The sequence below is a fragment of the Sulfitobacter sp. 1A13421 genome (assembly GCF_043557285.1).
GTDB classification, from domain to species: domain Bacteria; phylum Pseudomonadota; class Alphaproteobacteria; order Rhodobacterales; family Rhodobacteraceae; genus Sulfitobacter; species Sulfitobacter faviae.
On the sequence record NZ_JBIFFQ010000003.1, the window covers coordinates 394,132 to 416,990 of the forward strand.

The window sequence follows — 22,859 nt, forward strand, 5'->3', positions numbered from 1 at the left end:
TCTCCTGACAGGAATGGGTTGAGGCCTGAACCTATGAATGCGCGGCAGTGGCGTCAAGATATGGCAGGGCGCGCAGGGCATTTGTCACGATATCGTTGGGTAACACCATAAGCGCGGGGGTCGCGGTCCATAGAATGGCCGTCTCGATCTGCCGATCCGGGTAGATTTGGCGCAGCATATGAGCATAGGCCCCCATCTGGCGCAGCAGCCCGTCGGGGCAGGCGTCAGCCGTGCCGGGGACCACGCGGTTCGTCTTGAAATCGACAGCAAGGATGCGATCCTCGGCGATCACCAAACGGTCGATCGTGCCATGCAGGCGCTGGTCTCCAAGGCTGCCGGTCACGGGCACTTCGGCGAGGGTTGTCTCAGCGAACAGCGGGGCGAGGGCAGGGGTGTTCAGCACCGCTTCCGCCTCATCTTCCGCGCGGGCGATCATCTCGGCGGGGTGTGTGCGGGCCAACCGCTCTAGAAAGACTTCCCGGGCATCCGCGCCCATCAGTGGCAGATGTTCCAGCAACTCATGAACCAGCGTGCCATAGCTCAACGCAGCGTCCATATCGAGCCCGGCCTCACCAGCAAGCGCCTTGGCTCCGCCGAGATCCGAGGGCGACAGGGTCTTGTCCTCTCCCTTGGGGGAGGGGGCGGAGCGGGCGAATACAGGGTCTAACGTAGGCGTTGTGACGGTTTTCTCAGGTGTCTCAATGATGTCGAGCGCATCCCAATCGCCCTGTTGATAGCGCAGCGTGCCATCGTCGCCCAAAGGCTCGGCCCGGAGCCGGGCCAGAGCGGCTGCGGTGATCTGATACCAAGAGGATTCATCTTTCGACAATTCCCCCGCCGCGGCCACGATCAGCCATTTCTCGGCCCGCGTCATGGCGACATAGAACAGGCGAAGCCGCTCTTGCAGCGCGGCCTCTTTCATCTCGTCTAGCCGGGCGCGCATGGGCTGGGGCATGTCATCCGCCGGGGCTTTCCAGACGGGGGTGCCGTCAACGGTGATGATCTCATCCTTGATCGTCACATCGCGCCGCCCGGTGTCGGGCAGGATCACGATTGGCGCTTCCAGACCCTTGGCCCCATGCACCGTCATCACCCGGATCTGATTCGACGCGCTGTCGATCTGACGTTTGATTTCCAGATCATCGGTCTGCATCCATTGCAGGAACCCGGTCAGGCTAGGCACCGTGCCGCGCTCGTAAGACAGCGCTTGGCTCAGCATCGCGTTGATCCCATCCTCAGCCTCTGGCCCCAGCCGCGCGAGCAGCTTGCGGCGCCCATCGTGGCGGGTGAGAATACGTTCGATCAGATCGTAGGGGCGCAGGTAATCGACCTGCCCGCGCAGGTCGCGCAGCACGGCGAGGGTGGCGGCGTGGGCCTCGGTCTGGTTGCGCAAGGCTTGCCAGAGGTGATCCTCTTTGCGGTAATGGGCGAGGGTGAAAAGCTCTTGTTCCGACCAGCCGAAAAGCGGCGATTTCAGCGCGGTGGCAAGCGATAGATCGTCGTCCGGCGTGGCAAGGAACGACAGGATCGCTGCCAGATCGCGCACCGCCAGTTCGGCCCCAACCTTGAGCCGGTCCGCCCCCGCGATAGGCAATTCCGCTGCTTTGCAGGCGCGGATTATCTCGGAAAACAGGGCCGAGCGGCGCTGCACGAGGATCAGGAAATCCCCCGGTTGGATACGCCGCCGCGCTAAGCCGCCCTTGCTGTCATCGGGGAGGTAATGCTCCTCGGTCGTCAGCTCCTTGATGCGCCGCGCGATGCGTTCGGCCAGTTGCACCGTGTGATGCCGCGCGCTGCGGCGGTCGACGGGATCGGTCCAATCGCCCTCCTCGTCAGGGCCAGCCTTTTCGATGAAGGGCCAAAGATCGACGCGACCGGGCAGGCGATCCTTGAAAGCCATATGTCCGTCATTGGTGAAACCGGTCTGGATCGCGGGGTCGAACACCCCATCGACCGCCTGCAAAATCGCCGAGGAGGAGCGGAAGGAATAGGCGAGGCTGCGGCGCTGGAAAAACTGCCCTGCCTCACCGATCTTTTGTTCGAACGTTGCGCCTTTGCGGTCCAGCTCTTCGGGGTCGGCGCCTTGGAAAGAGTAGATTGATTGCTTTTTGTCGCCCACGACGAAGAGCGTGCGATCCACCTCATTCCGTGCCCCGGCGCCTGAATAAAATTCATCCGTCAGACGTTCAATCACGTCCCATTGCCGGGGCGAGGTGTCCTGCGCCTCGTCCACAAGGATGTGGTCGATGCCGCCGTCGATGCGGAACAACACCCAAGCGGCCACGGCCTTGTCGGTCAGCAAGGCGCGGGCTTTGAGGATCAGATCGTCAAAGTCGAGCCAGCCGCGTTTTTGTTTCTCATCCGCGTAGCGTTCCAGAAAGCGGGCCGCGAAACGGTGGAGCACATAGGATTTGCGCGCCGCCTTCAGCGCCAGCCGCGCTTCGCGGGCGTCTTCGACGCGTTGCATCAACTGCTCAAGCTGCGGCATCTGTTCGGCGATGACCTTTTGCGTGGGCTTGGTCGGGAAACTGCCGATTTTGGCGGTGAAGGGCGATTTGGCGCCGCTGCCGGTCAGAAGGATGTTTTCAAGCTGGGGCAGGGCGGACAGATCATAGCGGTCAATCTCTTGCAGCGCCGCGCCCGCCTTGCCGTCATTGCCGCCTTTCGCCAGCAGATGGGGGATGATCTCGGCCATCATCGCGGCTTCGCTGCCAAGGAAGACCGAAGCCGCGATCTTGTCTTCGGTCAGGTCTTCGGGCTGGGCGAAAAGCGCTAGGATCTCGGCCCAAGAGCGGGGCGTGCTGAAGGCATCGCGTTGGCCCACAATGCTGCGGGTGAGGCTGGCGAAATCTTCGCCCGTGTAGTGCCGCGCGATCTCGGCGACCAGCGGGGCGTCTTCGCTTTCGGCCATCTCATCGACGATCTCGGCCCGCAGCAGATCGGCGGCGCGGTCTTCAATCTCGGTGAACTGCGGGCTGACCTGCGCCTCCAACGGGAAGCGGCGCAGAAGGGCCGCGCAGAAAGAGTGGATGGTCTGAATCTTCAGCCCGCCGGGCGTTTCAATCGCGCGGGCAAAAAGGGTGCGGGCATTGCGCAGTTGCTCAGGCGTCAATTCGCCCTGAACGCCAAGATCGGCCAAGGCGCTGCGCAGTGCCGCGTCTTTCAGCATCGCCCATTCGCCCAAGCGTTTGAACAGGCGGTTCTGCATCTCCGAGGCCGCCGCCTTGGTATAGGTCAAGCAGAGGATGTGCTGCGGCTCCACGTCGTCGAGCAGCAGCCGGGCCACGCGGTCGGTCAGCACGCGGGTCTTGCCAGAGCCTGCGTTGGCCGTCAGCCAAGTGGAGGCATCGGGCCGCGCCGCTTCGATCTGGGCGCGGGTGGCATCGTTGAAATCACGCATCATTCCAGATCCTCCGGTCGGGCGGGGCTGGTGCCATCCCATTCCCCGAACCGCGCCAGTTGGTCAAAGTTTCCGGCAAAGGCATCGCTTTGTACCATCCGCCGCGCGGTAAAGCCCTGCCCCTCATCGAGGTAGCGCGAGAGCAGCGCGTGCAGACCGGCCAGCACCTCTTGTGGGTTCTCCTCTTCAAGCGGGGCGGGGACTTCGACGGGTTTCGACCCAAGACCGATAAAGGCGGCATGGGCCACATGGGCCACGCCCACCTCGGGAAAACCACCCCGTTCGACCATCGCCGCTTCGATCAAGAGTTGCTTGTCGAACAGTCGCTGCTCTTTTTTGCCGGGCGGCGTGCCGGTTTTGTAGTCGTAGATCAGCACATCGCCGTCATCGGTCTGGTCGATCCGGTCGGCAAAGCCGCTGAGGGTAAAGCCGAGGTCGGCAAAGGTGTAGCTGCCCCGCGCGCCCTGTTCAAAAGCGACGGGGCTGGAGAATTCGGCGCGTTGGCTTTCGCGGGCGATGAACCAATCCGCAATCCGGTCGATACGGGCCAGCCACATGGCGCGGGCGGCGGGCCAGGGGGCTTCTTCCTCCAGCACCTCGGCGGCCACTTGCATCAGCGTGTCGCGGGTCAGCCGCGCAGGATCGCGGGCCACCAGTTTGACGAAATCTTCCATGATGCGGTGCAGGACGATGCCGCGCACCGGCGCATCCGGCGATTGCACCAACGGGTTGATCGGGCGCAGTTTCAGGCTGTGTTTGGCGTAAATCGCATAGGGATCGCGGATCAGCGTCTTGATCTCGGTCACTGACAGCTTGCGGGGGCGCGCCGCGCGCGGCGGGCGGGGCGAGGGGCGCGTGGCCGGGGCGGTGCGCTCCACCGCTTCCAAGGCACGCACCTGATCCAGCCAGCGGTTGCCGCGCTGCTGCATGGCCTTCCACGCCTCCGGCCCGCCGGTGTCGTCCAGGCCGCCCAGCAGGTTGCCCAAGCGGTTCAGCCAGCGCGACGGCACCATCTCGGCCTCGTCCGAGCGGATCGCGCGGGTGATCCAAACCTCGGGGCTGGCGATGGCCTGTTGATAGTCATGCGCCGACAGGCCGATACGCCGTTCGGGCAGCAGCAGCCCGGCCTTCTCGCGCATCTGACGGTTGAGCCATGGATCGGGCGGCGGGGCTTCGGGCCATGTGCCTTCGTTCAAACCGCCGAGGATGACCAGCTCAGCCCCCTGCACCCGCGCCTCCATCGTGCCCCAGATCATGATGTCGGGATGGGGGGTATCGGCCTCGCGCACCTCTTCTTGGGCCAAGAGCGCGCCCAAGAGATCGGCATAATCGGCGGCGTTCATCGCCCCGCCGTGGGCTGCATGTTCCGTGAGGTTCGCCATCACCGCCTCAGCCGCGATGCCCGCGCCCTGCTGCCAAAGCAGGTGGTCGGGATCGGCGGGTTGCCCGGCGGCGATCCGTTCGGCCAGCGCCAGATGCGCGGCGACGCATTCGGGCAGGGGCCGCTCTCCGGGGGTGGCATGGCCGGGGAAAACTTCGCCCAGCCAAGCGACCCAATCGCGGAACCCGCTGGGGTCTTCCATCCGTTTCGCGGCGCGCTCTGCAATCTCGGCCAAGCCTTCGGCGTCGGGGTAGGGCAGCCCATGGCGGCGGATCTCAGCCTCCAAGCGCTGGGTATAGAGCTGGTGGAAATTCCGCCCCGCGCCGCTGTGGGTCAGCGGGTGTTTCAACAGGGTCAACAGCGCTTCGGCATCCAATTTTCGGACGAACAGCGCCGCCACATGGCGCAAGAACCGCCCCGGCGGGGAGAGTTGCAGCGGCATCCCGGCGCTGTCATCGGGCAGAATGCCCCACCGGTCGAGCGCTGCGGTGACCTGCCGGGTGAGCATCCGGTCGGGGGTGATCAAGGCGGCCTTCACACCATCCTCGGCAGCTTGGCGCAGGCGCAGCGCGATGGCCAAAGCCTCGACCCGGGGGGTGGGCGCTTCGATCAGGGTAATGTCGGCGGTGGCACCTTGCAGGTCTTCCAGCTTCGGCCCTTCGTTCAGCCAGGCATGGGTGACGGGCGCGGGCCGGAGGGATAGCGAGACCAGCTTGTTACGCGCGGTGGAGACCGGAGGCATCTCGCACCAAGGCTCAACTGCGCCGCGTGCAACGCCGAGCATGTTCATCAACTTGCGGAACCGGTATTGCGGGTGATCCTCGGCCAGCAGCGCCTGATCCAACTCGTTCCAAACGGCGGTCGGCATCTCGAAATCGAACCCCGGCAGGATGATCGCGCCTTGCGGCAGGCGGGCCACGGCCTCCATCAGCAGCGCCGTGGTCCCGCGCGACCCGGTGGAGCCAGCAAGGATCACAGGATGCTGCGGCGGGCTGTCCTGCCAGCGGGCGATGATCCGGGCGACCAGCTGCCGCCGCCGTGCTTCGGCATCCGGGCGGGTGGTGGTTTGGCCCAGATAGTCATGCGCGATGGCGAGGAACCGCTGTGCCCGCTCCCAATGGGCAGAGAGGTTGCCGACGTCCAGCCCGGCCACCGTCTCGGGCGAGACGCCTTCGCCCTGCATTTCGTCGATCAGCCCCGCAAGACTGTCCGACAGCGCATAAAGCGAGGCGCGCGGCGCGAGATCGGGTGCGGCATCCAGCAGGCGCGACACCAGTTGAATGAGTTCCAGCCGCCGTTGCAGCGGCGGTGTCGGGGCGGGCAGCGCGATGCCGGGGGCCAATGCATCAAGGTCGGTGATCAGCCGAATGCGCGGCAGAAATCCTGCCGGACCCGCGTCGAAATCATGGCGCAGCCGACGCGCCATGCGGTTGGTGTTGACCAGCAACTCGACACGGGCCATAGCCTCGGGCGGGCCATTCTCCAACCGGTCGCACAGCCCGCGCACCAATCCGCGCGGGAAATCTACGCCGGGGGCAAGGCCAAAGACCCGGGGGCTGTCCTGCGGCTCAAACATCGGCACCTGCCAAGAGGCTTTCGGCAAGGGGAATGCCGCCGGGGTGCCCCACGTCGCACCAGCGCCCGCTATAGGGCAGGCCAAACAGCGTCCCGCGTGCCAGCATCATGTCCCACAACAGGTTGAGCGAGAATGCCTTGGCTTCGATATCGGCCAGCAGATCGGTCTTGATGATCTGCACCCCGCCATAGACCTCGCCAGGCCCCCGTTGCAGGCGGCCATCCGCGGCGCGGGTAAAGTCGCCCGTGCCGCCATGGCCAAGGGTGTTCTCCAACGGCACGGTCATCAAAAGCGCGTCCATCCGTGCCGGATCCCATGCGTCGCGGAGCATCTCGAGCGGGTTCGCCCCGGTCCAAATCGCGTCACTGTTCATGGTGAAAACCGGTCCCGACCCCAGCAGCGGCAGCGCGTTGCGCAGCCCGCCGCCGGTGTCGAGGATCTGGGGCGCTTCGATCACCGTTTGCACATCCTGCGCTTTCAGATGTGCCTCCAACTGGTCGGGGAGGTAGTGCAGGTTCGCCACGATCCGCGCAGGGGATATCCCGCGGGCAAGATCGAGCGTATGGTCAATCAAGGGGCGGCCCGCGACCGGCACCATGGGCTTGGGTTGGTTCTGGGTGAGATGTTTCATACGCGTGCCGAACCCGGCCGCGAACATCATGATGGCGTCGGGATTGTCGCGCATTGGCTTTTCAGTTGCTCCAGAAATTCGGGGGTCGGCGGGGGCAGCACGTCTGCGATTGTCTCCGCCACATCGTCAAGCGCGGGATGGCGCAGGTTATGTTGCAGATGCTGCCAGACGCGGGGGATCAGATCGACGTAATGCGGTTTGCCGTCGCGCAGACAGAGGCGCGCAAAGATGCCCAAGATGCGCAGATTGCGCTGGGCGCCAAGCAGTGCATAGGCGCGGCGGAAGGGGGTTTCCGCCTGTCCGGTTTGGGCAAGGTAATCGTCGATGATCTGCGCCTCCACTGCGCGGGGCACATCGCGGCGGGCGTCTTGCAGGATCGAGACAAGATCATAGGCCGGGTGGCCGAGCAGCGCGTCTTGAAAATCCAGCAAACCTACCCGCGCCGCCCCTTCGCGCTGCGGCAGCCAGAGCAGGTTCTCGGCATGGTAATCGCGCAGGATCACGACCTTTGGGCTGTCATCCAGCGCAGCGGCGAGGGGGTGGAAAGCCTCAGCAAAAGCGGCGTTTGCCTCTCGTCCACCCGTGGGTGCGTAGTAGTCGAAGGCGGGGGAGGCCATATCGGTCAGCCAATCGGCATCGCAAATCGGCAGTTCCGGCAGGGGGGCGGCGTGCAGTTTCACCAGCACGTCGGCGGCGGCGCGGTAGAGGGGGAGTTCCCGAGCCGGATCCGCGGCCATGAGCCGCGCAAAGAGGTCATCGCCGAGGTCTTCGATCAGCAGCAGACCGTTGTCATTGTCCGCATGGTAAATCTCGGGCGCGCTGAGGCCACAGCTTGTCAGATGCGCCGCGACATGACGGAAGGGTCGCACGTCTTCGCCGCGTTCCGGTGGGGCGTCCATCAGAATGGCCTGCGCTCCATTCGCTTTGCGCAACCGGTCATACCGCCGGTTGGAGGCATCGCCCGCCAGCAGCTTGCGGGAGGCTTCGCCCCAGCCCGCGGTTTGCAAAAAACTTTCGATCAATGCGGCGCGTTCGGTCATTTGCGCCACGCCGCCAGCTTCTCGGCCCAACCGCCGCCGGACCATTCTGCGGTCAGCCTGCGGCTGTCTTCTTCGGTGCCGGGGCTGAGGCTGATCTGTAACGCAGCGGCGGGCGCGAGCGGGCCCAGCCGATCCGGCCATTCCACCAGACAGATCGCATCGTGAAAGGCGTCGATCAGCCCGAGCTCCTCAATCTCATGAGTGGAGGTCAGCCGGTAGAGATCGGCGTGCCAGATCGCGCTGCTTGCCGTGTCATAGGTCTGCACCAAGGTGAAGGTGGGCGAGGGGATATCCTCGGGGTGGTCGAGCAATTCGGTGATCAGCGCGCGGGCGAAATGGGTCTTGCCCGCGCCGACATCGCCGCTAAGCAGGATGACATCGCCGGGAGACAGGCGGCGGGCCAGTTGCCGGGCGCGCCCAGCGGTGTCATCGGGGCCGCTGAGCAGGAGGGAAAGGGTATCGTCGGACATGCCCCATGCTTAGCGTCCCGACGCGCAGCCGCAAGATTAAAGCGGCTGGGAGTGACCTAGTTGGAGGGTTGCCGCCGGTCGGCCGCCGAAGGAGCGTTGGAAGGCTCCGAACGGTCCGCGCCGACGGGGATCGGACGAAAGCGTATGAGCGTGGCACCCGATGCGATGGCCGAGACCTCGCAAGAAAGCGGCGCGCCCTGATGCGGGTAGATGGGCATGTTCCAGCCCGCGCGGTCGCCCCTGCCCATGACGAATTCCACAACATCGGGCCAGAGCGGATTGGGCGCTGACATTTCCTGCCAGACCCGGATCGCATCGTTGATGGTGATCTCGGCAAAGCTTTTGTCCGGGTCTTGTTTCCACCGGTCCCGATAGGCGGCGTTGCAAAAGGTCAGCACGCCGGAGGCAGAGAAAACGGCGAAACCATCTTCGAGCGTGTCGAGTAGGCTTTGGCTTTGTTCAAGTTCGGCCCGAAAATTGCGGGTCAGGGTCACCTCGGCGGTGATGTCTTCGATCAGGAAAGCGGTGGCGCCATCGGGGTGGGGCCGGCCCCGGATGCTGTAGGTCTGGCCGTTCTCCAGCGACCAAGTCTCTTGATAGCGGCCATCGGTTGCGGCGGCGATAACTTCGGCGATTTCGTGACGCCAATTCTTGTAATTCTTCGGCTCCGGCATGCGGCGGCTTTCGCGCAATTGGTCAAAGAAAGAGACCATCGTAGGCCGGGCGCTGAGAAAGGGGGCAGGCAGATCGGTCAGGTCAACCAGGGCAGGGTTGAACAGGGCCAACTGCCCGTTGCGGTCAAAAATCGCCAGTCCGATGGACAGATGGGCAAAGGTCTTGGCAAGGGTTTGAACGAAGTTGCGCTGCGCCTCTTCGGCGGCGACCACGGCGTTGATGCAGGTGGCGTGGTAGACCTGCACATTGTCCTCCGTCGTGGTGGTCAGCGCGTACCAATCTGGTTTGTCCCCGTCGCCGCAGCGCAGGCATACGCGGTTGGGATGTTCGGGCGAGGGCGTGCTGAACAATGCGGCGCCGCCGCATTCAGGATCGGCCGGAGCCTTGCGTTTCAGGGCCCCGTAGGCCCGGTTGTGCCAGATGATGCGGCCTGCGGCATCGGTCTGCCACGCGGGGTTCGGGCTGGTTTCGCTGGCCCGGCGCAGGGCGGCGAGTTTCTGAAACGTCTCTTCCGTGATCTCTTCGGTCGCGCGGGTCTGGGGCAGGTGCAACCAACAGAGCGCGTCGCGCCATGTGATGCGCAGCTCCGACGGGCTGTCGCCATCCTCTGCCCTGAGGGTCAACTTGCCGGTGGCCCCATGCCGGGGCGTGCGGGGGAATTCGGGAAATCGCGACAGCAGCGCATCGCGAATATCCTCCCACTGGTGGTAGCCGGGGGCGAGGGCAAAGCGGGTCAGCGCATTGTCGGAGCCATGGACCAACTGCCCCTCTTCGAACAGCAGGCTCATATCATCGATGCCGGGGGGTGCCGCCGCCGGTCGCCCCGCAGCCGCGCCGAGCCACCAAAGAGCGGCCAGCGCGGTGACGGAGGCGGCGGCAAGCACGATGATGACATCCGGCAATGCCATGACGGAGACCCCTTTCGGCAAATGCGACGCCCTATTTTGAGCCCCAATGGTTAACGCTGGGTTAACAAAAATGCCAATCCCGCCGTCAGGCCGTCAGACGCTGGTTCTCGCCCATCACGCTGTCATCGGGGCCAAGGTCCAGCAGGCGGCGTGGCCAGACGACTTCGACCACAGCGCCGCTGCCAGCGGGGGGCAGCCCGCGCAGCCAACCGCTGTCGGACCCATTGGCAAAGCGCAGCCGCGCGCCCGAGCGTTCGAGGAAGGTCTTGGCGATGAACAGCCCCAGCCCCATGCCCTCATATTCAGGCCGCGCCGTCTCGTTCGATGCACCTCCTCGGCGGCGCAAAAACGGGTCGCCGATGCGGCCCAGATGCTGCGGCGGGAAGCCCGGCCCGTTGTCGATGATCCGCACCGAGATATCCTCGGCGGACCATTCGGTTTCGATCCAAACCGTGGTTTCGGCAAAATCCACGGCGTTCTGCACCAGATTGCGCAGCCCGTGGATGATCTCGGGCTTGCGCGGGATCGTCGGGGCGCGGGCCGGGTCTCGGGCCATCGGGTTGTCGGAAAACATCACCGTCTTGCCGCGCTCCAGATGCGGCTCGGCGGCCTCTTTCACCACGGCGGTCAGTTGCGCGCGCTGCATGTGCAGATCGTCTTTCCCGATGCGGCCCATGTCGCGCAGGATATCCCGGCAGCGGTCGGCCTGATCGCGGATCAGCGCGGCGTCTTCGGCCAGATCAGGGCGGTCTTCCAGATCGCCCAGCAGTTCGGTGCTGGCCAGTTTGATCGTGGCAAGCGGCGTTCCCAATTCATGTGCGGCGGCGGCAACGACGCCGCTGAGGTCCGAGAGTTTCTGCTCTCGTGCCAGCACCATCTGCGTGGCCGAGAGCGCGTCGGCCATGGAGTGGACCTCGGTCGTAACGCGCCGGGAATAGGCACTGGTAAAGACGATGGCGATCAGCAGCGCCGCCCAATGGCCAAAGACGAAGATGCCGGGCTGGCGCAGCACATCGCCCGATTGGGTCACCAACGGCAGATGCCACAGCGCCAGCACCGAGGCCGCGATAATCGCGGTGCCGCCCAGAACCAGTGTCGAGCGCAAGCTGAGCGCGGTGGCCGAGATCGTCACCGGGGCCAGCAGCAGAAGTGCAAAGGGATTGTGCAACCCGCCGGTCAGCGCCAAAAGCGCGGTCAGTTGCAGCAGATCGAAGAGCACCATGGCGAGGTTCTCACGCTCCGACAGGCGTTTGTTCTGCGGAAAGACGAAGGCCGCGACAAGGTTGCCCACCACCGAGGCCCCGATCGTCAGGTAACATAGGCCAAAGGCCAGTTGCAGCCCAAGCGCCCATTGCGCCACGGTGACGGCGGTCAACTGTCCGGCGATGGCGAACCAGCGCAGCAGGATCATCGTGCGCAGGCGGATCCAACTGGCACGGGTGCGCCCATCGAGGGGCCGGATATTTGCCTGCGTCATCTTAGCCCCATCACTTTATTGCGTCTTGCATCACCTGCCATCTAGCGTAGGTCTGCGGCGAAACACGATCAAGACCGGCCAGCACGGCGGAGGACTGACATGAAACGAATGATTGCATTTGGCGCAGCTGGGGTTGCGGCGGTATTTCTGGCCGGGACGGCTTTCATGGTGCTGCGGGGTGAGGACGATCCCTATGCCACCTGCCGGTCGAGCCAAGTGGCGGGCGGCGATATTGGCGGGCCGTTCGAACTGGTCAACAGCGCGGGCGAAACCGTGACCGATGCCGATGTCATCAAAGAGCCAGCCTTGCTTTATTTCGGCTATACTTCCTGCCCCGATGTCTGCCCGCTCGACGTGGACCGCAATGCGGCGGCAACCGAGATACTCGATGAGCGCGGCCAGAGCATCACGCCGGTCTTCATCACCGTTGACCCTGCGCGCGACACGCCAGAAGTGGTCGGTGATTTTGCCGAGGTGATGCACCCGCGCATGGTCGGGCTGACCGGCTCGCCCGAGCAAATCAAAGCCGCTAGCCAAGCCTACCGCACCTATTACAAAGTGAACCCGGCGGATGAGAATGGCGAATACCTCGTCGATCACTCGACCTTCAGCTATCTGGTTATGCCCGAAGAAGGCGTTGTCGACTTTTTCCGCCGCGAAGTACGCCCCGAAGAGATGGCCGACAGCATCGGTTGTTTTCTAGATCAACGCTGAAATTGACCCGCCGCCTTGGCCGCCCCATATTAGCCTTTGAGAGGGGATGTTGATGCAGGATATTTCTGACTTAGGCGCGGACCGCAGCTTGCTTTTGGTCGATGACGATGAGCCGTTTCTGCGCCGCTTGGCCAAGGCGATGGAGAAACGCGGCTTTGAGGTGGAAACCGCAGGGTCCGTCGCGGCGGGCAAAGCCATCGCCACCGCGCGCCCCCCGGCCTTTGCCGTGGTCGATCTGCGGCTTCAGGATGGCAATGGGCTCGACGTGGTCGAAGTGCTGCGCGACAAACGCGCCGATGCGCGAGTCGTCGTGCTGACGGGCTATGGTGCGATTGCCACGGCAGTGGCGGCGGTGAAATCCGGGGCCACGGATTACCTTTCGAAACCCGCTGACGCCAATGACATCGTCAACGCGCTTTTGGCCACCGGAGGGGACCTGCCCGAACCGCCGGAGAACCCGATGAGCGCGGACCGGGTGCGGTGGGAGCATATCCAGCGGGTCTATGAACTCTGTGATCGCAACGTCTCGGAAACCGCGCGGCGGCTGAACATGCACCGGCGGACCTTGCAGCGCATCTTGGCAAAACGCTCGCCGCGCTAAAGCTCGAACCGTTTCCAGATTTTATCAACGCGGGTACCATCGGCCAATGCGCAGTTTGGCAGCCGTCTGAAATCCTCGAACCCGCGGCTTTGATAATAGGCCAGCCCGCCCTGATTGTCGGCGCGGATGATGGCGTGGATATGGGCATAGCCCAAGTCACGCGCGGCCTGTTTGGTCTGTTCGAACAGCGCCGAGCCGATGCCAAACCCCGTCTCTCCCAACCGTACGAAAGTTGCGACATCCACACCGCCTTCGGGCAGGTCGGGGTGGGGTTCGATGTACTGAAAGCCTTTGATTTCACCGCTTTCATCTTCTGCCAGATGCCACGCGCCGTCGGGCGCGGCCATCCAACCTTGCAACTCGCGCGGGGTGACGGGGCTGACCATGGCGGTGGTGCCGCCCTTGGCGATGATCGCGTTCAGCAATTCGGCCAAGGCGCGGGTATCGAGCGCCCCCGCGCGGCGGATGTGGATCACGCCATTTCGCGCAGCAGCGCCGCGTGGCGTTCGGTGAACTCGGCCCGTACCTCGACCGGCGGGCGCAGCAGGATGCTCAGCCCCTCCATCAGCGCCGCATCGGGGCGGCCAAAGAAGCGGGTCGCCTCGGCCTCGGAAAAGCCTGCGATCTGGCTGGCCTCCATCCAAGCGCTGACGCGGTCGGCTTTCTTGATCTGCTGCTTGACCCGCACTGGTAAGCTGGCAGGAAGGCCGAAGCGGACATGCACCGCGGTGGTCAAACGCTCATCCAAAGCGCGATAATCCGGCCCGACGGCGGCCTTCACGGGTGAGATCATGTCGCCGATCACATATTCCGGCGCATCATGCAGCAACGCGGCGAGGCGCCATTTCGCAGGCGCGCGGGGGGCGATGCGGGCGAAAATAGTTTCCACCAGCAGCGAATGCTCGGCCACCGAATAGGCATAGTCGCCCCGTGTCTGCCCGTTCCAGCGTGCGACAAAGGCCAGACCATGGGCGATGTCTTCGATCTCGACATCCACCGGGGTAGGGTCGAGCAGATCAAGCCGTCGACCTGACAGCATCCTTTGCCATGCGCGTGGTTTCTGCGCCATTCGCGGGGGTCCTTACCTCGTGAGCCTTGGGAACAAATCCCTGTCAAACCTGTTCATCCCACGAAGGAGATGATCATGAAACCCGTTTTTTCCGGTACGATAGTTGCAGTTACCTTGGCCACCCTCGCCGGTGCTGCACAGGCAGAAGAAGTCTGCATGCCCGCCAAGGAAATGAAGTCTGCCCTGATCGATTGGTACGGCGAAGAGCCGGTGCCGGGTCAGCGTGAAGACAACAGCCAGCTCTGGGCATCGGATCAGTCGGGGACATGGACCTTGGTCAGGACTTTGGCCGATGGCAATGCCTGCGTGCTGGCCCAAGGCGATGATTGGATGGCGGGTCTTTCGGGCGATAAGCAACTGGCCGCTCTTCTGGACTGATCCGGCGCGGCCTTTCCCCATTCACGTTGAGAATTCGCGGCGAAGGTGCTAACCGCCCTGCAACACTTCAAACAGGAGCGCCGCATGGCCCACGACTATATTGTTAAGGATATCAATCTGGCGGCCTACGGGCGTAAAGAGCTGGACATTGCCGAGACCGAAATGCCGGGCCTGATGGCCCTGCGCGATGAATACGGTGACAGCAAGCCGCTGAAAGGTGCCCGGATCGTCGGCTCTTTGCATATGACCATCCAGACCGCCGTTCTGATCGAAACGCTGGTTGCCCTTGGCGCCGATGTGCGTTGGGCGTCTTGCAACATCTTCTCGACCCAAGACCACGCAGCGGCGGCCATTGCCGAAGCAGGCGTCCCGGTTTTCGCGATTAAAGGCCAGTCGCTGGTCGAGCATTGGGATTACCTCGACAAATCCTTCATGTTCCCCGAAGGCCCGAACCTGATCCTCGACGATGGCGGCGATGCGACGCTCTACATCCTTCTCGGCGCGCGGGTGGAAAATGGCGAAGACGAGCTGATCGCCGTGCCGAAGTCCGAAGAAGAAGAGGCGATCTTCGCCCAGATCAAGAAGCGCATGGCCGAAAGCCCCGGTTGGTTCACCAAGATGCGCGACCAGATCAAGGGCGTGTCTGAAGAAACCACCACCGGCGTGCATCGTCTCTATGACCTCGTGAAACAGGGCCAGCTGCCCTTCCCCGCGATCAATGTGAACGACTCTGTCACCAAGTCGAAGTTCGACAATAAATACGGCTGTAAAGAGAGCCTCGTCGACGGAATCCGCCGCGCCACCGATACGATGATGGCGGGCAAGGTCGCCGTTGTCATGGGCTATGGCGACGTGGGCAAAGGCTCCGCCGCGTCTCTGCGGGGTGCGGGTGCCCGCGTGAAGGTCACCGAAGTCGACCCGATCTGCGCGCTGCAAGCCGCGATGGACGGTTTCGAGGTCGTGCTGCTGGAAGACGTGGTCGGCACCGCCGATATCTTCATCACGACCACCGGCAACAAAGACGTGATCCGCATCGAGCACATGCGCGAGATGAAGGACATGGCGATCGTCGGCAACATCGGCCACTTCGACAATGAAATCCAAGTCGCCGCGCTGAAGAACCACAAGTGGACCAACATCAAAGAGCAGGTGGACATGATCGAGATGCCGAATGGCAATCGTCTGATCCTGCTGTCCGAAGGCCGTCTGCTGAACCTCGGCAACGCCACTGGGCACCCGTCTTTCGTGATGTCTGCATCGTTTACCAACCAAGTGCTGGCGCAGATCGAACTGTGGGAAAACACCGACAAATACAAGAATGACGTCTACATCCTGCCCAAACATCTGGATGAGAAAGTGGCCCGTCTGCACCTCGACCGGATCGGCGTAAAGCTATCGAAGCTGAACCCGGAGCAGGCTGCCTATATCGGCGTGACGCCCGAGGGGCCGTTCAAGCCCGAGCATTACCGCTACTAAGCCGCGAAGAGTTCCCTCTTTCAGCAATTTTCAACGCCGTCCCGAAGATCATCGGGGCGGCGTCTTTATTTTAAGTGACTGAAATATATATTAAAATCATATCAATCGGCGGATTCAAGCACATATCTGCCAGCGGCGGAGGGCAGGTGGAACATAGTCAATCGGGCGGTGTTTCATCCCCAGACCATTCAAAAGGAGTATCGAAGATGAAACGTACATTCCTGAAGTCCACCGTCGCCGCCCTCGCTCTGACCGCGGGCACCGCATTCGCTCAGACCGCCGACACCGATGCCGGTGCCGCCGCGGAAGCCGAGACCACCATCTCGGGCGAGAGCGTCACCAACACGGCCAACGATCTGACCGCCACTGTTGAGCAGCAGGCCGAGCGAACCGCTGAGATGTCGCGCGAAAATTCCGACGACTACGAGGGGACCAACGACCCCAACACCACCGATGAAATCCTGACCGCTCCGACACAGGGCGCAGAGTTCGAAGGTGATACCGAAGTCGACAACGAAGCGGAACTGACCGCCGAGACCGATGGCGTGACGCCGACAACCGATGCCGAAGCGGATCTGGCCGGAAACGCCGATTCAGAATCGAATTCGACCCTGAGCACCGACACCAGCGGCACCGTCACCACCGAGACTGACACCGAACTGGCAGCCGACGAAGATGCCGATTTCGACAATGAAACCACAGCCGAGATCGAAGGCGAAGCCGAAACCGATCTGGATGAGAATGTCGCTTCCAACACCGAAGCGGACATGGAAACAGATGTGACACGCACCGACACCGGCATGAGCAACGCATTCTCCGGCATGGTCGTGGGTGATCTGGTCGGCCTGACCGTCGTCGAAGCCGATGGCGACAGCATTGGTGACGTCGACTATGTCATCAAGACCGACGATGGCTATGCCGCCGTTGTTGGCGTGGGCGGCTTCCTCGGCCTTGGCGAACACACCGTCGCCGTACCGCTTGAGGAAATCTCCATGGCAGCCGAGAACGACCTGAAGCTGAGCTCCTGGACCAAAGCCGAGCTGGAAGCCCAGCCGGAAGTCGATGAAGACAACATCGAAGGTCTGGAAGACGACGTCCGCCTTGACGACGCCTCCTAAGCGACAGCCGATATCCTGACTGAGAGGCGCCCAATTCGGGTGCCTCTTTTTCTGGCGGCTCCGGGGTCAGCCCGCCGCGCCCGAAATAAATCTTTTGCAATACAGGGATATGGCCTTAGGCTCCGGTTTCAGGAACCCCTGACGGGCCGAAGACACTATTGGGAGAGATTTTATGGGCAAGCGTGACGAATGGATCGCCAAATACGCCGAAGACCTGAAGAACAAATGCGGCATGGAGCCGGATATGGACCTTTTGACCAAGGTGACCATCGGCTGTGGTCCGTCGATCTATAACGCCGACGCGCAAACGGTGTCTTCCAGCGATACGGCTGAGTTGAACACCGTAAAGGACAACTTCCTGATCAAGAAACTCGGCCTGCCGGATGATGAGCATCTTATGGGCGGCATTCAAAAAGTGGTCGAGACCTATGGCCGGTCCGAGCGGAACAAGTACCGCGCGGTGGTCTATTACATGCTGGTCAAACACTTCGGCAAAGAGTCCGTCTACGCCTGAAGGGCGGTGGGAAACCCTACCAAAACCTTACCTCAGACGCGCGCTTGGTTAAGCGCGCGTTTCGTTTTTGCGCGGGCTTTGACACAGTCGAAAGTTGAGTAAATCACCGGTTTCTGCTATCTCTCTTATATCGGCCAGAGCGGCTGGTAAGAGTTACGAACATGTGTGGTGGTTATGGGAGCACATGGGGTGAGAAGGGTTCTGGCGGGGTGCCGGAACCCTTTTTCGCTTTTCCGATGGCCGCGCCGGTATTAGGGCGCGGTCTTGCCCAAGGCGCAGATAAGCTGCCATTCCGCTTCGGTCACGGGCTGCACGGATAGGCGCGAATTCTTCACCAGAACCATGTCCTCCAGCCTTGGGTCCGCTTTGATCGTATCCAAACTGACTGGCTGGGCGAACGACCGCACCGCTTTGATGTCCACACATTCCCAACGTGGGTCATCGGTGCTGCTGTCGGGATGAGCCTCGGCGCAGACTTCGACGATGCCGACAATCTCACGATCTTTCTGCGAGTGGTAAAAGAACCCGAGGTCGCCGACCTTCATCTCACGCATGAAATTGCGCGCCTGATAGTTGCGCACGCCGTCCCATTCCTCGCCCGCGTCGCCCTTGGCCTTCTGATCGGCCCAGCTCCAAGTTGCGGGTTCGGATTTGAACAACCAACAGGCCATCAGCCGATCACCCGGTTCCAATGGGTCAGGGTCACGCTTTGGAACAAGCCGGCCTTGGCGTAGGGGTCATTCGCGGCCCAATCCTCGGCCGCGGCCATATCGGGCACGTCCAGAATGATGAGCGAACCGATCATGCCGCCTTCGGCATCCAAAAGTGGCCCAGCCTGTGCCACGGCATCGCTGGACTTTAGATAGGCCAAGTGGTCGGGCCGGTTTTCCTGACGGATCGGTAGGCCATCGGCTTTGTCATGGGCGATCAGGGCAACAAACATATCATTCTTCCTTTAGGGGGCGGGTCAGCAAAGATTTCATGGCATCAGCCACATCTAACTGGTTGTCGAGCAATCCGGCAACCGCGCGGGTGATCGGCATATCAAGCGCCGCTTCGCGCGCCAGCGCATCGACGGCGCGGGCGGTCGCGGCCCCTTCGACCGTGGTCGATGGGTCAAAGGGGGTGCCTTGGCCCAGCGATTGCCCCAAACGGTAGTTGCGCGATTGCTCGGAGGTGCAGGTCAGCGTGAGATCACCAAAGCCCGAAAGCCCGGCCAGCGTTGTCGGCTCAGCCTTCAGATGGGCGGCAAGGCGTTGCATTTCCGCATAGCCGCGGGTCATCAGCGCGGCGCGGGCGCTTTCGCCCAATCCGGCCCCTATCGCGGCCCCGCTGGCGATGGCGATGACATTTTTCAGCGCCCCGCCCAATTCCGCGCCGGTGGTATCCGTGGTGCGGTAAAGCCGCAGGTTCGCCGTGGTGAGTTCCGCTTGCAGCTGTTCGCCCGCCGCAGGGTCTGCACAGGCCAAGGTCAGCGCGGTGGGCAGGCCCCGTGCGATATCGGCAGCAAAGCTCGGCCCCGTCAGGATCGCAGCGGTGGCTTGGGGAATGGTTTCTTCGATCACGCTGACCGGCCCCACGCCGCTGCTGAGTTCGATGCCTTTGCAGCAGGCGACCAAATGTTTCCCGTGAAGCGCTGCGCGATGTTCCTCCAACACGCTGCGCAGCTTTTGCATCGGCACGGCCAGCAAAAGGGTCTCGGCTTCAGCCGCTTGGACAAGGCTTTCGGTCACGCTGAGCCTATCGGGGAAAGGGCAGTCGGGCAGGCGTTTGGCGTTCTCGCGCCGCGCGGCCATATCCCCCGCGTCACGCGCCCAGAGTGTTACCGGCCCTTTGCCCGCAAGCGAAATGGCCAGCGCCGTGCCGAATGCCCCTGCGCCGAGGACGGAAACGCTCATGCCTTGGCCCCCTTCTTGCCGCTGCCCAACATCGACGGGCGCGCGGTATCCAGCGGCCAGCGGGGCCGCGCGGCGAGGGTCAGGTCATCGGCATCCCGCAGGGCGGCCTGCTCTCCCGCCGCGAAGGCGATCATCGCGGCGTTGTCAGTGCAAAGCGCCAAGGGCGGCGCCACGAAGGCGGCCTCTTGCGCTGCCGCAACTGTCTCTAACGCGGCACGGATGGACTTGTTTGCCGCCACGCCCCCCGCCACGCAAAGGCTCCGCGCGCCCTGTGCCGGGTACTCTGCAAAGGCGCGGCGCGTTTTATGGGCCAGCACATCGACCACGGCAGCTTGGAACCCCGCGGCGAGGTCCGCTTGATCCTGTCGCGTTAGCCCGCCACGCTCTGCCACGCATTTGTCGCGTGCGCGCAGCACAGCGGTTTTCAGGCCCGAGAAGGACATGTCGCAGCCCTCGCGATCCAGCAGGGGGCGCGGCAGAGTAAAGCGTTTCGCATCGCCCTCTTGGGCGCATTTTTCGATCGACGGTCCGCCTGGCTGGGGCAGGCCCAACAGCCGCGCGACCTTGTCAAAGGCCTCCCCCGGGGCATCGTCGATCGTACCGCCGAGACGGTCGAACCTTTCCGGCCCGCGCACCAGCAGAAACTGACAATGCCCGCCCGAGACCAGCAACATCAGATAGGGATAGGGCACATCATCGGTCAGCCGCGGGGTCAGCGCGTGACCTGCCAAATGGTTCACCCCGTAAAGCGGTTTGCCCGTCGCCGCCGAAAGCCCCTTGGCGCACATCACGCCCGACACCACGCCGCCGATCAGCCCCGGCCCGGCGGTCACCGCGATGGCGTCGATCTGCGGCAGGCCGATCCCGGCTTCGGCCAAGGCATCCTCGACACAGTGGTCCAATTTCTCGGCATGGGCGCGGGCGGCGATTTCAGGAACAACGCCGCCAAAGTCGGCGTGCAGCTCGGTCTGGCCCGCCACGACCGAGGCCAGCACCTTGCCGCGCCCGTCCTCCTCCATGCGCACCACGGCGGCGGCGGTATCGTCGCAACTGCTTTCCAAACCAAGGATCAAGCGGGTCTGAGACTGGGTAGAGGGCATGGGGGCTTTCCGTTGCAAGGCACCTGTACCGCAGGTAACACCGCTCTCACGCGCAAACAATGCCGGAGCCTTGCGATGCCGCAGCCAAGATTGCTTCTGACACGTCCCCAGCCCGGTGCTGCGCAGTTTCTGGATCGGCTTTCGCCTGCGCTGCGCGACGGGGCCGTGATCTCTCCGCTGATCGAGATTACCGCGACGGGTGAGCCTGTCGATCTTTCGCCTTATGCCGGGGTGATCTTTACCTCGGCCAATGCCGTGGCCCATGCGCCTTTGGGGGAGGGGCGGCCTGCCTATTGTGTCGGCCCGCAGACCACGGCGGCGGCGGGCAAAGCGGGCTGGCAGGCGCAGATGGTCGGGCTGGATGCCGAGGCGCTGATCGCGACCTTTGCGGAACGCCCCCAGCTCGGCCCGCTCTTGCACCTTGCCGGGCGGCACCGGCGGGCAGATATTGCCGGAATTTTAAGCGCTTCGGGTCAAAGGGTGGAAACCGCCACGGTCTATGACCAGACCCTTCTGCCGCTCTCTACCGCCGCGCAGACCCTTCTAAGCGGCCCTGACCCCGTTATCGTGCCGCTGTTTTCTCCGCGCAGCGCGCAGCATTTCGCCCGCGAAGCAAGCTCGACGGAACGGGTCATCGCCCTGTCGATCAGCCGCGTCGTCGCTCAGGCGCTTGAAGCTCTGCCGCTCTATGCGCATGATGTCGCCGCAGAACCCACCGGCGAGGCCATGGCAGAGGCCGTTGAAAAACTATTCCGCTGCACCACCTTGCCTTGAGGGGCATAGGTATGCCGGGTAAGCTCGCCATTGCGAGTGAATGACAGGTTCAGAATCGAAAGGCGTGAGGCGTGGCAAAACCCAAGAAGACGGTCAGCAAAAGCGAAGCGGACAAGACCACAGCCGATCAGACGCCTCCCGCGGCGGATAAGGCAACCACGGCAGAGAAGGCCGAGGCCGCGAAACCCAGCCAGACCGATGGTAATGGGGTGGAGACGGCAAAACCCGACACGCCGAAAACCGAGGATGCCAAGGCCGACGCGGCGAAAACCGAAACGGGCAAGGCCGACCCATCAAAAACACCCAGCACCACGCCCACAACGGATAAAACGACAGCGAAGCCCACCGCTGCGGCCAAGCCGGACGACAAAGCCCCGGCCAAGCCCGAAAGCACTACGCAGGCTAAAGACAAGCCCGAGAGTGCCACACCGGCTAAAGAGACGAAGCCCCAGACGGCTTCGCCCAAGGACGATCCCAAGACAAGCGCCACCAGCGCTGCACCCAAGGACAAACCGGTGCCCAAAGACAAACCGGCCGCTGATCCCGCGCCTTCACGCGCCTCGGCGGCTGCGTCTAAGCCGAGTGGTGGCTCATCCAAACCCGCGCCGGAAAAGGCTGAAAAGCCAAGCGCTGCCACGTCCAAACCGATGTCCCCACCCGCCTCGACCCCGGCGCCTGAGCCTGCCCCGAAAGAGCGCAAGCGCAGCGTGTTCTTCCCCATGCTGCTTGGCGGTGCCATCGCTGCGGGCCTTGGCTTTGCCGCATCGGAGTATGACGTCTTGGGCACCCGGGCACAAAGCGCGGCAGAATTGCAGAGCGCGATGGAAGCGCAGCAGGCCCGCATCGCGGAACTGGAAGCCCGCGTCGAAGAGCCTGCCACCCTGCCGGAAAGCCTGCCGCAGGTCGATGCGCTGCGCGAGGAACTGACCGGCAGCCGCGAGGCCCTCTCGGCGCTGCAAAGCCAATTGGCCGAGATCGATAGCCGCCTCACCACTGTTGAAAAGCAACCCGCCACCGGCGGTGACAACCAAGTCGCGGTCGCGGCTTTTGAGCGTGAGATGGAAGCTCTGCGCGCCTCTGTCGCCGAACAGCGCAGCGAGATCGAGAGCCTGCTGGAAAACGCCCAGACCGCCGAAGAGGCAACAGCCGCCGCGGCGGAAGCGGCCCGTGCCCAGACTGCGATGACCCAGATGAACGCTGCAATCAGCGCCGGTCGCCCCTTCGAAGCGCCGTTGGCCGAGTTGCAGCAGGCCGGGGTCGAGGACATACCCGAAACCCTGCGTGAAAGCGCCGCGGGCGGTGTCGTCACCCTCGCCAATCTCCAAGCGCGCTATCCCGATGCCGCGCGTGAAGCGCTGGCCACCGCCCGTGCCGCCGTGCCGGAAGAGGGCGAAGGCGGCTTTGGCAACTTCCTGAAACGCCAACTCGGTGCCCGCTCGGTTGCGCCGCGCGAAGGGGCGGATGCCGATGCTGTCCTGTCTCGCGCCGAAGCAGCGGTGCGCGATGGCCGTTTGACCGATGCACTAGCTGAGATCGACACGCTGCCAGCCCCCGCGCAGGAAGCAATGGCGGAATGGCTGGCTGATGCCCGCGGGCGTCAGGCGGCTGAAACCGCCGCCAATGAACTCTCCCAACGCCTGACGGCCAACTGAGGAACGA

The 22,859-nt window shown here is 63.4% G+C and carries 21 protein-coding genes; 8 read left to right on the forward strand and 13 right to left on the reverse strand.

The window, feature by feature from the left end; translation table 11 throughout:
- Positions 1-31: 31 nt before the first annotated feature.
- The 7 genes from addA to regB all read right to left on the reverse strand — a co-directional run bounded on the left by addA (position 32) and on the right by regB (position 11,558).
- On the reverse strand, positions 32-3,403 hold the full coding sequence (gene addA / locus ACGYLI_RS08665) for a double-strand break repair helicase AddA (protein ID WP_394418821.1): 3,372 nt from the start codon (positions 3,401-3,403) through the stop codon (positions 32-34).
- A complete protein-coding gene (addB, locus tag ACGYLI_RS08670; RefSeq protein WP_394418910.1) occupies positions 3,400-6,357 on the reverse strand; it encodes a double-strand break repair protein AddB in 2,958 nt (985 codons plus the stop codon). Before addB ends, addA begins: the two co-directional genes overlap by 4 nt.
- Positions 6,350-7,042: a nucleotidyltransferase family protein gene (locus tag ACGYLI_RS08675; RefSeq protein ID WP_394418823.1), complete on the reverse strand. Its 693-nt coding sequence runs from the start codon at positions 7,040-7,042 to the stop codon at positions 6,350-6,352. The genes addB and ACGYLI_RS08675 overlap by 8 nt, the downstream gene beginning before the upstream one ends.
- Positions 7,015-8,028, reverse strand: coding sequence for an aminoglycoside phosphotransferase family protein (locus ACGYLI_RS08680; protein WP_394418825.1), 1,014 nt, complete (start codon positions 8,026-8,028; stop codon positions 7,015-7,017). The genes ACGYLI_RS08675 and ACGYLI_RS08680 overlap by 28 nt, the downstream gene beginning before the upstream one ends.
- Positions 8,025-8,498, reverse strand: a complete 474-nt coding sequence (gene tsaE / locus ACGYLI_RS08685) for a tRNA (adenosine(37)-N6)-threonylcarbamoyltransferase complex ATPase subunit type 1 TsaE (protein WP_394418827.1) — start codon at positions 8,496-8,498, stop codon at positions 8,025-8,027. Before tsaE ends, ACGYLI_RS08680 begins: the two co-directional genes overlap by 4 nt.
- 56 nt (positions 8,499-8,554) lie before the next feature.
- On the reverse strand, positions 8,555-10,081 hold the full coding sequence (locus ACGYLI_RS08690) for a PAS-domain containing protein (RefSeq protein ID WP_394418829.1): 1,527 nt from the start codon (positions 10,079-10,081) through the stop codon (positions 8,555-8,557).
- Positions 10,082-10,166: 85 nt separating this feature from the next.
- On the reverse strand, positions 10,167-11,558 hold the full coding sequence (regB, locus tag ACGYLI_RS08695; RefSeq protein WP_209216922.1) for a sensor histidine kinase RegB: 1,392 nt from the start codon (positions 11,556-11,558) through the stop codon (positions 10,167-10,169).
- Positions 11,559-11,657: 99 nt separating this feature from the next.
- On the opposite strand from regB, the gene ACGYLI_RS08700 reads away from it, so the two are divergent.
- Together ACGYLI_RS08700 and ACGYLI_RS08705 are read left to right on the forward strand one after the other, a co-directional pair.
- Complete coding sequence (locus ACGYLI_RS08700) at positions 11,658-12,272, forward strand: SCO family protein (RefSeq protein WP_394418831.1); 615 nt, start codon at positions 11,658-11,660, stop codon at positions 12,270-12,272.
- Between the two features lie 46 nt (positions 12,273-12,318).
- A complete protein-coding gene (locus tag ACGYLI_RS08705; RefSeq protein ID WP_067268317.1) occupies positions 12,319-12,873 on the forward strand; it encodes an ActR/PrrA/RegA family redox response regulator transcription factor in 555 nt (184 codons plus the stop codon).
- Here ACGYLI_RS08705 and ACGYLI_RS08710 read toward each other — a convergent pair.
- Complete coding sequence (locus ACGYLI_RS08710; RefSeq protein WP_394418834.1) at positions 12,870-13,349, reverse strand: GNAT family N-acetyltransferase; 480 nt, start codon at positions 13,347-13,349, stop codon at positions 12,870-12,872. The two genes, ACGYLI_RS08705 and ACGYLI_RS08710, sit on opposite strands and share 4 nt — an antisense overlap.
- Positions 13,346-13,942, reverse strand: a complete 597-nt coding sequence (locus ACGYLI_RS08715) for an HD family hydrolase (protein WP_067268313.1) — start codon at positions 13,940-13,942, stop codon at positions 13,346-13,348. The genes ACGYLI_RS08710 and ACGYLI_RS08715 overlap by 4 nt, the downstream gene beginning before the upstream one ends.
- Positions 13,943-14,017: 75 nt before the next feature.
- Here ACGYLI_RS08715 and ACGYLI_RS08720 point away from each other — a divergent pair, with 75 nt between their 5' ends.
- The 4 genes from ACGYLI_RS08720 to ACGYLI_RS08735 all read left to right on the forward strand — a co-directional run bounded on the left by ACGYLI_RS08720 (position 14,018) and on the right by ACGYLI_RS08735 (position 17,428).
- The gene (locus ACGYLI_RS08720) at positions 14,018-14,320 is read left to right on the forward strand and encodes an S-adenosyl-L-homocysteine hydrolase (protein ID WP_394418836.1); all 303 of its coding nucleotides are present in this window, start codon (positions 14,018-14,020) and stop codon (positions 14,318-14,320) included.
- Between the two features lie 84 nt (positions 14,321-14,404).
- Positions 14,405-15,796 carry an adenosylhomocysteinase gene (gene ahcY / locus ACGYLI_RS08725; protein WP_394418838.1) on the forward strand — a complete coding sequence of 464 codons (1,392 nt, stop codon included), beginning with the start codon at positions 14,405-14,407 and terminating at the stop codon, positions 15,794-15,796.
- A gap of 206 nt (positions 15,797-16,002) precedes the next feature.
- Complete coding sequence (locus tag ACGYLI_RS08730) at positions 16,003-16,914, forward strand: PRC-barrel domain-containing protein (protein ID WP_394418840.1); 912 nt, start codon at positions 16,003-16,005, stop codon at positions 16,912-16,914.
- Between the two features lie 172 nt (positions 16,915-17,086).
- Positions 17,087-17,428: a DUF2853 family protein gene (locus tag ACGYLI_RS08735; RefSeq protein WP_271692695.1), complete on the forward strand. Its 342-nt coding sequence runs from the start codon at positions 17,087-17,089 to the stop codon at positions 17,426-17,428.
- A gap of 251 nt (positions 17,429-17,679) precedes the next feature.
- Here the strand turns inward: ACGYLI_RS08735 and ACGYLI_RS08740 are convergent, their stop codons facing one another.
- From ACGYLI_RS08740 to tsaD, 4 genes are read right to left on the reverse strand one after another with little or no spacing between them, the layout of a single operon-like run.
- On the reverse strand, positions 17,680-18,099 hold the full coding sequence (locus ACGYLI_RS08740; RefSeq protein WP_394418842.1) for an EVE domain-containing protein: 420 nt from the start codon (positions 18,097-18,099) through the stop codon (positions 17,680-17,682).
- Positions 18,099-18,371, reverse strand: coding sequence for a YciI family protein (locus tag ACGYLI_RS08745; RefSeq protein ID WP_067268301.1), 273 nt, complete (start codon positions 18,369-18,371; stop codon positions 18,099-18,101). The genes ACGYLI_RS08740 and ACGYLI_RS08745 overlap by 1 nt, the downstream gene beginning before the upstream one ends.
- 1 nt (position 18,372) lies before the next feature.
- A complete protein-coding gene (locus ACGYLI_RS08750; RefSeq protein WP_394418844.1) occupies positions 18,373-19,326 on the reverse strand; it encodes an NAD(P)H-dependent glycerol-3-phosphate dehydrogenase in 954 nt (317 codons plus the stop codon).
- Positions 19,323-20,426 (reverse strand): tRNA (adenosine(37)-N6)-threonylcarbamoyltransferase complex transferase subunit TsaD, encoded by a 1,104-nt coding sequence (gene tsaD / locus ACGYLI_RS08755; RefSeq protein ID WP_394418846.1) that lies wholly within the window; start codon positions 20,424-20,426, stop codon positions 19,323-19,325. Before tsaD ends, ACGYLI_RS08750 begins: the two co-directional genes overlap by 4 nt.
- Positions 20,427-20,501: 75 nt before the next feature.
- Here tsaD and ACGYLI_RS08760 point away from each other — a divergent pair, with 75 nt between their 5' ends.
- The gene (locus ACGYLI_RS08760; RefSeq protein WP_394418848.1) at positions 20,502-21,200 is read left to right on the forward strand and encodes a uroporphyrinogen-III synthase; all 699 of its coding nucleotides are present in this window, start codon (positions 20,502-20,504) and stop codon (positions 21,198-21,200) included.
- Between the two features lie 71 nt (positions 21,201-21,271).
- Complete coding sequence (locus ACGYLI_RS08765) at positions 21,272-22,852, forward strand: hypothetical protein (protein WP_394418849.1); 1,581 nt, start codon at positions 21,272-21,274, stop codon at positions 22,850-22,852.
- Positions 22,853-22,859 lie beyond the last annotated feature (7 nt).